At 72.1% G+C, this 13,575-nt stretch carries 8 protein-coding genes; 4 read left to right on the plus strand and 4 right to left on the minus strand.

What is annotated here, in order from left to right:
• Positions 1–47: 47 nt before the first annotated feature.
• Positions 48–1,784, plus strand: a complete 1,737-nt coding sequence (locus MTP10_RS07545) for an ABC-F family ATP-binding cassette domain-containing protein (protein ID WP_310708301.1) — start codon at positions 48–50, stop codon at positions 1,782–1,784.
• A 66-nt stretch (positions 1,785–1,850) separates the two neighbouring features.
• Here the strand turns inward: MTP10_RS07545 and MTP10_RS07550 are convergent, their stop codons facing one another.
• The 3 genes from MTP10_RS07550 to MTP10_RS07560 all read right to left on the minus strand — a co-directional run bounded on the left by MTP10_RS07550 (position 1,851) and on the right by MTP10_RS07560 (position 7,040).
• Positions 1,851–2,855, minus strand: a complete 1,005-nt coding sequence (locus MTP10_RS07550; protein ID WP_310708302.1) for a LacI family DNA-binding transcriptional regulator — start codon at positions 2,853–2,855, stop codon at positions 1,851–1,853.
• A complete protein-coding gene (locus MTP10_RS07555) occupies positions 2,852–5,713 on the minus strand; it encodes a glycoside hydrolase family 3 C-terminal domain-containing protein (RefSeq protein ID WP_310708303.1) in 2,862 nt (953 codons plus the stop codon). Before MTP10_RS07555 ends, MTP10_RS07550 begins: the two co-directional genes overlap by 4 nt.
• A gap of 115 nt (positions 5,714–5,828) precedes the next feature.
• A complete protein-coding gene (locus MTP10_RS07560) occupies positions 5,829–7,040 on the minus strand; it encodes an ROK family transcriptional regulator (protein ID WP_310708304.1) in 1,212 nt (403 codons plus the stop codon).
• Positions 7,041–7,232: 192 nt separating this feature from the next.
• Between MTP10_RS07560 and MTP10_RS07565 the strand changes: the two genes are divergently transcribed.
• Genes MTP10_RS07565 through MTP10_RS07575 form a run of 3 tightly spaced genes read left to right on the plus strand, consistent with a single transcriptional unit; the run spans position 7,233 to position 10,805 of the window.
• Complete coding sequence (locus tag MTP10_RS07565) at positions 7,233–8,912, plus strand: extracellular solute-binding protein (RefSeq protein ID WP_310708305.1); 1,680 nt, start codon at positions 7,233–7,235, stop codon at positions 8,910–8,912.
• Positions 8,905–9,912, plus strand: coding sequence for an ABC transporter permease subunit (locus MTP10_RS07570; RefSeq protein WP_310708306.1), 1,008 nt, complete (start codon positions 8,905–8,907; stop codon positions 9,910–9,912). The genes MTP10_RS07565 and MTP10_RS07570 overlap by 8 nt, the downstream gene beginning before the upstream one ends.
• Positions 9,909–10,805: a carbohydrate ABC transporter permease gene (locus MTP10_RS07575; protein ID WP_310708307.1), complete on the plus strand. Its 897-nt coding sequence runs from the start codon at positions 9,909–9,911 to the stop codon at positions 10,803–10,805. Before MTP10_RS07570 ends, MTP10_RS07575 begins: the two co-directional genes overlap by 4 nt.
• A 28-nt stretch (positions 10,806–10,833) precedes the next feature.
• Here MTP10_RS07575 and MTP10_RS07580 read toward each other — a convergent pair whose 3' ends face one another.
• Entirely contained in the window at positions 10,834–13,506 is a 2,673-nt protein-coding gene (locus tag MTP10_RS07580; protein WP_310708308.1) for a cellulose binding domain-containing protein, read from the minus strand.
• Between the last annotated feature and the right edge of the window lie 69 nt (positions 13,507–13,575).

The following is a 13,575-nucleotide window of genomic DNA, read 5'->3' on the forward strand; positions in this document are numbered from 1 at the left end:
CGAGCCGAGCCGTGGACCCGAGGAGTCAACCACGCCGAGAAGAGGAGATGGGCCCCATACGTACCGCCGCCCAACTGGCACTGACCGAGATCACCAAGCGTTACGGCACCCGCGTCGTCCTGGACCGGGTGTCACTCACCATCAAGTCCGGCGAGCGGATCGGGGTGATCGGCGACAACGGTTCGGGAAAGTCCACGCTGATCAGGCTGATGGCGGACGCCGAACGGCCGGACAACGGCGAGCTCGTGGTCGTCGCGCCCGGCGGCGTCGGCCACCTGCCGCAGTCGCTCGCGCTGCCGCCGCACGCGACGGTGGCCGATGCCGTCGACCTGGCGCTGGCCGACCTGCGAGAGCTCGAAGCCCGGATGCGGGCAGCCGAGCGGTCACTCGCGGAGACCGGCACGGAGGCGCGCGCGGACCGGGGTGTCCACGCGGGGGCAGAGGCCCGCTCGGGACTGCCGGCGCTGGACGTCTACGCGCGCCTGGTGGCGGAGTTCGAGGCGCGGGGCGGCTACGAGGCCGACGCCCGTGTGGACGTCGCGCTGCACGGGCTGGGGCTGCCCGGGCTGGACCGGAGCCGCCCGCTGGGCACGCTCTCCGGTGGCGAACGCTCCAGGCTCGCCCTGGCCGCCACGCTGGCATCCGCTCCTGAGCTGCTGCTGCTCGACGAGCCGACCAACGACCTGGACGACCGGGCGGTGGCCTGGCTCGAACAGCGCCTGCGCGCCCACCGGGGCACGATCGTGGCGATCACGCACGACCGGGTGTTCCTGGAGCGGGTGACCACCGCCATTCTGGAGGTCGCCGACGGGCAGGTGCGCCGCTACGGCGACGGCTACACCGGATACCTGGCGGCCAAGGCCGCCGAACGCGCCGCACAGGCGCGGGCCCACGAGGAGTGGAAGACGGAGCTGGACCGGCATGCCACGCTGGTGGCGGCCAACGCGGGGCGACTCGCGGCGATCCCGCGCAGGACGCCCAAGGCGGGCATGGGGACCGGGACCTGGCGGGCACGCTCGCGTACACACGGGGCCGCCGGGCGCATCCGGCAGTCCCAGCAGCGGCTACGGTGGCTCACCGAGCGCCCGGCGCTGCCGCCGCCCGAGCCGCTGCGCTTCACCGCCGCCCTCGCCACCTCGGGAGCCGCTGCCGGGACCGAAGTGGTCACGCTCGACGGCGTGGAAGTGGCGGGGCGGCTCCGCCTGGAGTCCCTGGCCGTCCACGCCGGTGAGCGGCTGCTCGTCACCGGCCCGAACGGGGCGGGCAAGACCACGCTGATGCGCGTACTCGCCGGAGAGCTGCGGCCGGACGCGGGTGAGGTACGGCGGGCCGGCCGGGTCGGGTTCTTCCGGCAGGACGAGCCGGACACCGGCAACGCGCGGCCGGCCGGCCGGGCCAACGGTCTTCGGCAGGACGGGCCGGCCGGGGCGGCGGAGTGGACCGTGCTGCGGGCCTACGCGCATGGACGGCTCGGGAGCCTGGACGAGCACGCGGACGCGCTGCTCGCCCTGGGGTTGTTCCGGCCGTCGGACCTGGGGCTGCGCGTCGGAGAGCTGTCCTACGGGCAGCGGCGCCGGATCGAGCTGGCACGGCTGGTGAGCGAGCCCGTGGACCTGCTGCTGCTGGACGAGCCGACCAACCACCTGTCGCCGATGCTCGTGGAGCAACTGCAGGAGGCGCTCGTCTCTTACGAGGGCGCGCTGGTCGTCGTTACGCACGATCGGCGCCTGCGGGCCTCCTTCACCGGCTCCCGGCTGGAACTGGACGAAGGGGTGGCGGCATAGCCGGCCGGGGCCGTCACGGGGCCGCCGTCCCGGCCGGCCCCCGACCTCGAAGAGCGCCCGGCCTGGTCAGGTGCTGGAGCGGATGGCGAGGTGGGGTGGGAGCAGGGTGGCGTCCGGGACCTCGCGGCCTTCGAGTTTCTCCATCACCAGGCGCACCGCCTCCCTGCCGACCTCCTCCGCCGGGATCAGGACCGAGGTGAGCGGGGGGCTGGCGCGTTCGGCCACGTCGTCCGGGCAGATGGCGACCACGGCGACGTCCTCCGGCACCCGCCGCCCGAGCTGGCGCAGCGCGCCGAGCACGTGGTTGACGGCCGACTCGTTGTGGACGACCAGGCCCGACAGCGCCGGCCGTTCGGTGAGCAGGCGGGTGATGGTCGTGTGGACCTCGTCGAACGTCTCCTCGCACGGCAGCGCGAGCCCGTCCAGCCCGTGCGCGGCGACCGCCTCGGTGAAGCCCTCCCTGGTACGGCGGGCGAAGCCCGTGCCCCGGTCGTAGACGACGTGCGGGGCGCCCAGCAACGCGATCTGCCGGTGTCCCCGGTCCGCGAGGTGGGTGACGCAGCGGGCGCCGGCGGCGGCGAAGTCCAGGTCGACGCAGGTGAGGCCGGCGGGCTCGGCGGGGAAGCCGATGAGCACGCTGGGCTCGGCCAGCTCCCTCAGCAGCGGCGCGCGGCGGTCGTGCAGCTCGACGTCCATGAGGACGAGGGCGTCGACGAGCGCGCTGGCCGCCACCCGCCGGATGCCCTCGGGGCCCTCGTCTGCCGTCAGCAGCAGCACGTCGTGGTCGAAACGGCGGGCGGCCGTCACCACGGCGGTGGCGAAGCGCATGAGGACCGGCACGTGCATGCCGGCTCGTAACGGCAGCACCAGGGCGATCACGTTGGACCGCTTGCTGGCCAGGGAGCGGGCTCCGGCGTGCGGGTGGTAGCCGAGCGTGCTGATGCTGTCGAGCACCCGCCTGCGGGTGTCGGCCGAGATCGTCCGCTTGCCGCTGAGCACGTACGAGACGGTGCTGACGGCGACGCCGGCGTGCCGGGCGACCTCGGCGATGGTGACGGCGCGCCCGCTCAATCGCCCGCTCCGCCGATGGACGGGCCGGCCGGCTCCCAGGTGAGGCCGGCGAGCGTGACGCCGTCGTTCTCGAACACGACATAAACATCGTGGACCCCGCCGGGACCCGCAAGCGGTGCGGTGAGGGTCTGGAGGGCGTGGCGGCCGGTGCGGGGCACGGGGAAGGCGGCCAGCGCCTCGCCGTAGAGGGGGTCACCGAGCCGCAGGGTGATCACTCCGCCCTCGGCCGAGCCGGCCGTCACCGCGCACGAGGCGGCGCCGGCCAGGTCCACCTGCCGGAACGCGATCCAGGCGCCCTCGACCTCCGAGCGGACCGCCTCGCCCTCGACCGGGTCGGCGTCCACGAACGCGACCGCGTCGTACTCGTCGTGGTCCACGGCCCGCAGGGGCCCGGTGCGGGGCGGGACGGTCTCGCCGGGCACCTCGAAGTCGGCGCACAGCCGCAGGTCGGTGGCGCTGCGGCCGACCATGAGCCGGTGCGGCGCGTCCTCCACGACGAGCCGGCCCCGCGTCACGTCCCAGAACGCCAGCTCCTCCACCGGCAGGTGGAGCGTCACGGTGCGGCTCTCGCCGGGCGCGAGCCGCACCTTCTCGAAGCCGCGCAGCCGGCGCAGCGGTTGTTTGACGCGGGAGCGCCGCTGGCGCGTGTAGAACTGGACGACCTCGACGCCCTCGCGGGCGCCGGTGTTGGTGACCGTGACCTCGGCGGTCACCACCCCGTCCACGAGCCGGACGCCCAGGTCGGCGAAGCCGAAGGTGGTGTAGCTGAGGCCGTGCCCGAACGGGTGGAGCGGGGTGCCGCGGAAGTACAGGTAGGTGGCGTCGGCCGTGATGATGTCGTAGTCGAGCAGGTCGGGCAGCTCCTGGGCCGAGCGGTACCACGTCTGGGTGAGCCGGCCCTCGGGGTCGGCGTCGCCGAACAGCACCTCGGCCAGGGCGTGGCCGTACTCCTGGCCGCCGTGGGCCGACCACAGCACGGCGGGCACGTCCGGGGTGGTCCAGGTGAGGGGGTAGCCGCTGGTGACGACCATGACGGTGCGCGGGTTGGCGGCGCGGACGGCGGCGAGGACGGCGTCCTGGGCCGGGGCGAGGGCGAGGCTCGTGCGGTCCTCGGTCTCGCGGCCGTTGACCAGCGGGTGGTCGCCGACCACGACGACGGCGACGTCGGCGCCCGCGGCCAGCTCCGCCGCCTGCCGGGCGCCGCTCCTGATCACGTCCATGGCCAGCCAGGCGGCCCGGTCGGCGTCGTCCACGAGGCGGAGCACGCCGTCGTCGCCGAGGCCGACGTAGCAGCCGGTGGCGATGTGCCGCAGGGCGAGCAGGCCGCGCGGCCGGTCCTCGACGCGGAACGTCTGGCGCACCTCCCAGCCGTTGGGGCCGGGCTGGTCGTTGACGAGCACCCCGTCCTCGGCCGACACGAAGCGGCCGGTGGCGGCGGCCCGCAGCGCGTAGGCGCCGCCGCCCCAGTCGAACACGTCGAACAGGTCCGCCGAGCCTCCGGAGCCGGCCGCGACGCTCAGCGGCCCGCCGGCCGGGTCGGCGGTCACGGGCCCGGCCTCGGCGGTGAGTGTCACCCGGTCCACGCCCTCGCAGAACACGGTCGCGCACCGCTCGGCCAGCCCGGCGCGGGCGGTCACGGAGTACGGCAGCGTGCCGCTGTACCAGTCCTCCATGAGCGTGTCGCCGAGCTGCCCGATGACCGCGACCCTGGTGACGGGTCCGAGGGGCAGCAGCCCGTCGTTGGCCAGCAGCACGATGGAGCGCCGCGCGGCCTCCCGGGCGAGGTCCTGGTGCGCGGGGCAGTTGACGACCTCCTCGGTGACGTCGTCGTACGGCGTGGCGGGGTCGAACTCGCCGAGCCGGAACCGGATCGACAGGACGTGCCGGACGGCCCGGTCCACGTCGGCCTCGGTGAGCAGGCCGCGGCGCACCGCCTCCCGGAGGTGGCCGAGCGTGGCCTCGGGCCGGTCGTCGTCCTGGGTGAAGCTGTCGAGCCCGGCCTTGACGGCGTGCGCGTACGCCTCGGGCAGGGTCTCGTGGTAGCCCTGGACGCCGGTCAGGTTGGCGGGGGCGTAGGCGTCGCTGACCACGAGGAGGTCTTCGGGCGCCCAGGCGCGCAGGACCCGCTCGATCAGTGGGCTGAGGTGCGCGGGCCGGCCGTTGACCAGGTTGTACGACGGCATGACGGCGACGGCGGCGCCGCTCTCGATGGCGGGCCGGAAGGCGGGCAGCTCGTACTCGTGCAGGACGCGCGGCGGCAGGTTGCTGGAGGTGGAGCAGCGGTCGGTCTCGTTGTTGTACGCGAGGAAGTGCTTGAGCGTGGGGGCGGTGCGCAGCACCGTGGGATCGCTCCCACGAAGCCCATGGGCATACGCCTCGCCCATGAGGCCGGTCAGCCAGGGGTCCTCGGAGTAGCCCTCCTCGTTACGGCCCCAGCGCGGGTCGCGCAGCGGGTTGACCACCGGCGCCCAGACGTTGCGCCCGGCGCCGGACGGGTCCTTGTGGTGGAAGGCGAGCACCTCGTCGCCGGTGGCCTCGCCGACCCGGCGCACCAGCTCGGGGTCCCAGGTGGAGGCGAGGCCGATGGCCTGCGGGAAGACGGTGGCGGGGCCGAGCCAGGCGAGCCCGTGCAGCGCCTCGGTGCCGGTGCGGAACGGGCCGAGGCCGAGCCGCTCGACGGGCGCCTGGTACTGGTGCAGCAGGCCGAGCTTCTCGTCGAGGGTGAGCCTGCGGGCCAGGTCGGCGACGCGTTCCGGAAGCGGGGCGCCGGGGTCCCGGAAAACAGAGACATCAGGAGGGAGGTCGTGGGAGACGTCGCGGGGGAGGTCGCGCAAGGGGGCGCGGAAGGGTTCGTGCATGGCCATCCCTCTGAGACTGTCGAAGCGCTTCGACGACCGGCCGGGGAAGTTACGGGGGGATTTCGGTGGGTTCCCTGAAGGGTGCCCGTCCCCGTGACCGAGGTCAAGAGTCAGGTCAGGAGATTCGCGATATTGCGCCGGGCAGCCGGCCCGAGTCGACCGAGTCGAGCACCCGGGCCGCGCCGCCCAGCGCCGCCGCGTCGAGGCCGAGCGTCGAGGCCACGACCTCGCAGCCCCCTCCCCCCGGCGCGATCGCCCGGCCCGACACCTCCTCCCGCACCGCGGGCAGCAGCCACGGCGCGAGCGGCACGTAGTAGCCGCCGAGGACGACGACCTCGGGATTGAGCAGGTTGGCCAGGACGGACACGCCCCGGCCGAGGCCGCGGCCGGCGGCGTCGAGGGCGGCCAGGGTGCCGGGGTGGCCGGCGCGGGCGGAGCGTACGGCGTCCTCGATCTCGACGGGGATCTGGCTCGGCGACAGGTCGCGGCGCAGGATGGCGCCGATGCCGGCGACGGCCTCCAGGCAGCCGCGACGCCCGCAGCGGCACGCGGGGCCGTCGGGGTCGAGCTGCACGTGGCCGATCTCGCCGCTGTAGCCGAGGCCGCCGCGGCGCAGCCGCCCGTCGAGGATGATGCCGGCGCCCACCCCCATCTCGCCGGTCAGGTAGACGAGGTCGGCGGCGCCGGCGCGGGCGCCGAAGCGCTGCTCGGCCAGGGCGGCGAGGTTGGCGTCGTTGTCCACCTGGACGGCGAAGCCGGGATCGCGGAGCGCCTTGGCCAGGTCGCCGGCGAGGTCGGCGTCGCGCCAGCCGAGGTTGGGCGCGATGCGCACGACGCCCTGCACGTCGACCAGGCCGGGCACGGCCACGGCCAGTCCGAGCACCTGCCGCTCCTCGCGGGCCATGCGGGCGACGACGCGCCTGACGATGGCGGCGACGGCGGCCACGTCCTGGCTGGCGGACCCGCCGGCGGCGAAGGCGCGGCGCCAGGTGAGCAGCCGCTCCCCCGCGAGGCCGGTGGCGACCGCGGAGACGTGGTCGACGTTGATCTCGATGCCGATGGCGGCGTACGGCGAGCCGTCGAGGACGAGCATCGTGGCCGGGCGGCCGACGCGGTTCTCGGTGAGGCCGGTCTCCCGCACCAGACGGCGGTCGATGAGGTCGGCGACGAGGCTGGAGACCGTCGCCTTGTTCAGCCCGGTCGAGGCCGCGATGTCGGCGCGCGAGCACGGCGCGTGCTCGCGCACGAAGCGCAGCACCACCGCGAGGTTGGTCGCGCGCACATCGGCGAAGTCGGCCGGCTGAGGGCCGGTCGTGGATGTGATCAAAATCAGCCCCGTTCCCGCCAAGGAGGTGTCCCCAGCATGCCGTATCGCGGGCGCCCTTCACCAACCTGTGACCCGGGCGCTCCCTTGTGGCCGCGGTCACACTCCACTAATTTGTTTGGTCGGAAGACGAACTAATTCTAACCGCGATGTCACCTGCCTCGACAACCCCTGAACAGGCGAAGGGAGCGCGCCGTGACACTTCCCGCTCAAGGCGCTTCGACCACCCGGCGCGGATTCCTCGGACTGGTGGGCCTGACGGCAGCGGGGATGCTGTCGGCCTGCAGCGCGCCCAGCACCCCCCGGCCCGGCTCCGGCGGCGCCACCGCCGCCGCCGGGGACAAGCTCAAGACCCTCACGCCCACCTACGTGCCCTTCGCCGGCGTCAAGCCCGACCTGCCCGGCACCACGTCCAACCTGCCCGGCGTCCCCGACATCAGCGGCGGGGTCAGCTCCTACCCGGCCGACCCGGTGCCCGCGCTCACCCGCAAGGCCGGCAAGGGCGGCAGCTACAAGGCCATGACCCCGCTGTGGGGCCCTCCGCCGCCCGGCCTGGCGAGCAACTCCTACTTCCAGGCGGTCAACGCCGACATCGGCGCCACCGTGGAGTTCCAGATCACCGACGGCGTCACGTACGTCGACAAGGCCATCGCCCGGCTCGCGGCCCGCGACATCCCGGACCTCATGGTCATCCCGAACTGGGAGATCGAGAAGATGGCCGACTTCAACAAGGCCGTCGACCAGGCCTTCGAGGACCTGACGCCGTACCTCCAGGGCGACCGGGTCAAGACGTACGCGCTGCTGGCCAACCTGCCCACGGCCGCCTGGCAGTGGTCGGTGTGGAACGGCAAGCTGATGGCGGTGCCGTACCCCACCGAGCCGTACCCGTACGGGCTGCTCTACCGCAAGGACCTGTTCGACAAGAACGGCTGGAACCAGAATCCCAAGAACGCCGAGGAGCTCTACCAGCTCGGCAAGGAGATCACCGACGCGAAGGCCAAGCGGTGGGCGTTCGGCGACATCCACGAGATGGCCTGGCCGATCTTCAAGGTGCCGCAGGAGTGGCGCTACGAGGGCGGCAAGCTGGTCCACAAGTACGAGACGCCCGAGTTCGAGCTCATGCTCGCCTGGATGCGCAAGCTGTTCGCCGAGGAGCTGATCCACCCGAGCGTCACCAGCAGCAAGGGCGCCAACGAGAAGGAGCTCATCGGCGCGGGCCAGATCGTGATCTACCGGGACGGCTTCGGCGGCTGGAAGGAGCTGCTCCAGCAGCACCGGCCCAAGAACCCCGGCTTCGCGATGGGCGTCTTCCCCCTCTTCTCGCACGACGGCAGCAAGCCGATCATGTACCACAACAACGCGGCCGGCATCTTCACCTTCATCAAGAAGGGCCTGCCCAAGGCGCAGGTGGAGGAGCTGCTGTCGATCCTCGACTGGTGCGCGGCGCCGTACGGCACCAAGGAGTACGAGCTGTCCACCTACGGGGTCAAGGGCAAGCACTTCGAGCTCGGCTCCGACGGCGTGCCCAAGCCGACCGAGCTCGGCACCAAGGAGGTCGCCTACACCTACGGCTTCCTCGGCGGGCGCCCGCTGTACGTGGACTGGCCGTTCCCGGACGCGGTGCGGGCCAACCTGGCCTGGCAGAACGCCTCGTTCCCGTACATCGAGAAGACCCCGTTCGACGGCATCAGGATCCAGCGGCCGGGCAAGTACGCGGGCCTGCAGGTGCCGACGGAGGACAAGTTCACGGACATCATGCGCGGGCGGCGGCCCGTCAGCGACGTCAAGCAGATCGCGGCCGAGTGGCGGCGCGACGGCGGCGACGAGGCCCGCGCGTTCTACCTGAAGGTCCTGCAGGACAACGGTCGTGCTTAGGGACTCCGTAGACTCCGGGGCGGCGGGTGACCTGACCGCGCCCGCCGCCCCGGACAGCACAGCACCGAGCGGCACGGGCGGAGCCCGGCCGGCGACCCTGCGGGCCCGGCTGCGGCGCGACTGGCAGCTCCTGCTGATGACGGTCCCGGCGATCGGGCTGCTGATCGTCTTCCACTACGTGCCGCTGCTCGGCAACGTGATCGCCTTCCAGGACTACTCGCCGTACGTGGGCGTCAAGGACAGCCCGTGGGTGGGGATCGCGAACTTCCAGTGGCTCATGCTGGACGAGAGCTTCTGGGACGCGACGCTCAACACGCTGACCATCACCGCCTTCCAGCTCGTCTTCTACTTCCCGGTGCCGATCATGCTGGCGCTCCTGCTGGACAGCGTCATCCGGCCCCGGCTGCGACTGCTGCTCCAGAGCATCGTGTACATGCCGCACTTCTTCTCGTGGGTGCTGGTCGTGACGCTGTTCCAGCAGATGTTCGGCGGGGCCGGGCTGCTGGCGCAGATCCTGCGCGACCACGGCCGCTCCGGCCTCGACATCATGACAAATCCGGATACGTTCTTGCTGCTCGTCACCAGCGAGACCATCTGGAAGGACGCCGGCTGGGGCGCCATCATCTTCCTGGCCGCGCTCGCCGCGATCGACCAGAACCTGTACGAGGCGGCGGCGGTGGACGGCGCGGGCCGCCTGCGGCGCATGTGGCACGTCACGCTGCCCGGCCTGCGCCCGGTGGTCATCCTGCTGCTCATCCTGCGGCTGGGCGACGCGCTCAACGTCGGCTTCGAGCAGTTCTTCATCCAGCGCGACGCGGTGGGCCGCGACGCGGCCGAGGTGCTCGACACGTTCGTCTACTGGCGCACGCTGCTGACCGGCGAGTGGAGCTACGGCGCGGCGGCGGGCCTGGTCAAGGGCGTGGTCGGGCTCATCCTCATCCTGGTGGCCAACAAGGTCGCCCACCGGTTCGGCGAGCAGGGAATCTACAAGAGATCATGAATGCGGCATCCTGGGCGGAGCGGCCCACCGTGATCGGCCGGACGGGGAAGACGGCCGTGCTGGCCGCGATCGTCGTCGCCGTCGTCTTCCCCGTGTACATGGTGGTGGTGACCAGCCTGTCGACACAGGAGGAGGTCACCCGGGCGGGCGGCCTGGTGACCGTGCCGGGCGAGCTGTCGTTCGCCGCCTACGAGGAGCTGTTCGCGGGCGGCGTGGTGACGCGGGCCGTGCTGGTGAGCCTGGGCGTGACGGTGGTGGGCACGCTGCTCAGCCTGACCGTCACCACGCTCGCCGCGTACGGGCTGTCGCGGCCCGGCTCGCTGCTGCACCGGCCGCTGCTGTTCCTGGTCCTGCTGACGTTCCTGTTCGGGCCGGGGCTGATCCCGAAGTACCTGGTGGTCAGCGGGCTCGGGCTGATCGACTCGTACTGGTCGCTGATCCTGCCGGTGGCGGTCACGGCGTTCAACCTGGTGGTGATGCGGGCGTTCTTCATGAGCATCCCGGGCGAGGTCACCGACAGCGCGCGCATCGACGGGGCGAGCGAGTTCACGATCCTGCGGCGGATCGTGCTGCCGATGTCCCGGGGCGTGATCGCGGTGATCGGGCTGCTGTACGCCGTCGGGTACTGGAACGCGTTCTTCGACGCCGTGCTGTACCTGAACGACACGGCCAAGTGGCCGCTCCAGCTCGTGCTGCGGCAGTACGTCTACCAGGGCCAGTCGATGTTCGTGGGCCAGAGCGCCGACGTGGTGGCCGCCGGGCAGAGCCCGCCGCCGAACCTGGCGATCCAGATGTCGATCGTGGTGATCGCGCTGGTGCCGGTGCTCTTCGTCTACCCGTTCGTGCAGCGGCACTTCACCAAGGGCGTGCTCATCGGAGCGGTCAAGGGGTGACCGGGCCGTCCCGGTCACCCCTGTCAGGTCACGACGCCGCGCAGGCCACGACCGGGTTGGTGTTGGTGCCGGTGAAGGTGGCGTTGAAGCCGAACGAGGTGGTCGCGTTCGGCTGGAGGGCGCCGTTGTAGCCCGCGTTGGTCACGGTGACGGCGGCGCCGGACTGGCTCAGCGTGCCGCTCCACAGCTGGCTGATCTTCTGGTCGCCGCTGTACGTCCAGGTGACCTTCCAGCCGGTGGTGGCCGCGGAGCCGGTGTTCTTGACCGTGACCTCGGCCCCGAAGCCGCCGGGCCACTGGTTGCCGACGGTGTAGGTGGCGGTGCACCCGTTCCCCGTCGTCGGGGTCACGGTCGGGGTGACCGTGGGAGTCACGGTCGGGGTGACGGTGGGGGTGACGGTGGGCGTGGCTGTCGGGGTCGGGCCGGTGCGGTCGCCGTAGATGATCCCGCGGCCGTTCGTGCCCAGGTAGACCCGGCCGTAGATCCTCGGGTCGCCGGTCAGGGCCTCGCCCATGTTGCCGTACTGGTGCTTGTCGTCGTTGATCCGCACCCAGGCCGAGCCCGCGTCGTCCGACCGGAACAGGCCGGCGACGCCGTCGATCGTGGCCACCGCGAACACCGCCGGGTAGCTCTGGCCGGGGGCCGCCTTGCCGAAGCCGACGTTGATCGCGCCGGTGACGTTGCCGAGCCGGGTGAAGGCCGCGCCGCCGTTCGTGGAGTGGAACAGGCCCGTCTCGCCGGCCAGCCACACGTCGCCCTCCTTGCCGGGCAGCGCCTTGACGTGGACCGTGCCGGTGGCGGGCAGGCCGGTCGCGGCCGTGGCGGTGAACGTGGCGCCGCCGTTGGTGCTGAGGTAGAGGCGCCCGCCGCTGTAGCCGTAGAACGTCATCGGGTTGACCCGGTCGGACTCGACGATCGCGCCCGTGGGCAGGCCCTGCGCCTGCTGCCACGAGTTGCCGTAGCCCACCGAGTAGACGGGGGTGACGCCCTTGGGCGCCCACACGAAGCGGGAGCCGTCGGCCGCGGCGGCCACCGTGCCGCCCTCGTCGATCCCGCCGGGCTCGGTGCCCTGGAACCAGTTCGCGCCACCGTCCGTGGAGAAGGCCACGTGGCTGTCGTTGGGACGGTCGGAGTCCTTGAAGTTCCCCGCCCGCACCATGATCGACGGGGACTTCTCCGCGTAGTCCAGGCTGGTGGTCGTGGTGAAGACGGGTGAGGTGAACATCATCGACGGCACGGCGTCCAGGTTGGTGTGCCGGAAGCCGCCGATGTCACCGAGGCCGCTGACCAGTGGGGCGCCGCTGGGCGGGCTGATCAGGTCGAGCACCGCGGTCTCCTCCAGGCCCTTGGCCATGGGCCTGATGGTGAACTGGCCGCCCGAGTCCCACTTGGTGAGGTCCTCGGTGCCGTAGAGCGTCGCGCCGGTGCCGTACATCATGCGGTTGGAGTCGAACGGGTCGATCTCCAGCGACTCGGTCATCCAGCCGAGCTTGGGCGCCACCTCGGGCGGCTGCGGGTTGGCGCCGAAGGTCAGCCACGGATTCTCGGAGATGTCCTGCTTGTAGCGGAAGCTACGACTGGGGTACGAGGTCCAGTCCCACACGCGGGTCCAGGTGGCGCCCGAGTCGGTGGACCGGAAGAAGATCACGTCCGGCCACCAGGAGATCTGGGTGGCGACCATGAGCGTGCCCGGCTTCTGCCGGTCCAGGGTCAGGCCGCTGTAGCCGAAGTAGTCGTCGGAGCTGGACGACGGGATCGGGCTGACCTGGGTCCAGACGCCGGTGGCGGTGGCGTAGCGCCACACGTCGCCCTTGGCCCCGTCGTACGGCCCGCCGGTGTCGCTGGTGGCGATGAACAGGTAGCCGTTGGCGGTGTCGAGCACGCCCTTGTGCGCCAGGTAGCCGGTCGGCTGGCCGGGCACCCGCTGCCAGGTCGCGCCGGCGTCGGTGGTGCGGTAGACGCTGTTGGCCTTGTCGGCCACGCCGACGTAGATCGTCTTGGTGGCGGCGCCCTTGGCGGAGGAGCGCGGGTCGTAGGTCACCCAGACCACGCCCGGCCGGTGGCTCAGGTAGCCGTTGGGGTCGCTCGGGTCCTGGGCGTAGTCGCCGGCGTTGGGGAAGCTCGTCACCTTGGCCCAGGTGGCGCCGTAGTCGGTGCTGCGCCACAGGCCGTTGCCGTTGGGGGTGCCGAGGTAGAGGACGCTGTTCTTGTTCGGGTCGACGGACAGCGCCTCGCCCATGCCGCGGCCCGGCATGTTGCCGCCGAGCTTGAACGGCAGCGGCGTCGCCTGCCAGGTCGCGCCCTTGTCCGCGGAGCGCAGGATCGCGCCGTTGTTCGGGTCCCAGGAGTTGGTGTACATGCCGGCCGCGACGTACACGCGGTTGGTGTCGACGGGGTCGGTGGCGAGGCTGACCACGCCGTTGTAGCCCCACTTGTCCCATCCGGCCCAGTCGAGGAGCGGCGTCCAGGACTTGGTGGACTGGTTCCAGCGGTAGGCGCCGCCGATGTCGGTGCGGGCGTAGAGGAGGTTGCGCTCGGTGGGGTTGAAGACGATGCCGGGGACGAAGCCGCCGCCGTCGATCCTGACGTTCTTGAACGCGTAGGGATCGGCGGCGACGGCGGACACCGGCGCCATCCTGACGACGACCGCCGCGAGGGCGACGGCGACGATCAGGAGCGTGCTGAACAACCGTCTTGGCATGGGGGGTTACCCTTTCCGGGCACGCGTGCCCAAAGGTGCCGCCCGCCCGGATGGCCTCCATGCACGACC

Origin of the sequence: Nonomuraea sp. 3-1Str, from assembly GCF_031570565.1 — a bacterium.
Taxonomy (GTDB): Bacteria; Actinomycetota; Actinomycetes; order Streptosporangiales; family Streptosporangiaceae; genus Nonomuraea.

Coding starts and splice junctions, on each gene's coding strand:
- MTP10_RS07545 (WP_310708301.1), top strand. CDS start 48: ATGGGCCCCATACGTACCGCCGCCCAACTGGCACTGACCGAGATCACC.
- MTP10_RS07555 (WP_310708303.1), bottom strand. CDS start 5,713: ATGCACGAACCCTTCCGCGCCCCCTTGCGCGACCTCCCCCGCGACGTC.
- MTP10_RS07575 (WP_310708307.1), top strand. CDS start 9,909: ATGAATGCGGCATCCTGGGCGGAGCGGCCCACCGTGATCGGCCGGACG.
- MTP10_RS07580 (WP_310708308.1), bottom strand. CDS start 13,506: ATGCCAAGACGGTTGTTCAGCACGCTCCTGATCGTCGCCGTCGCCCTC.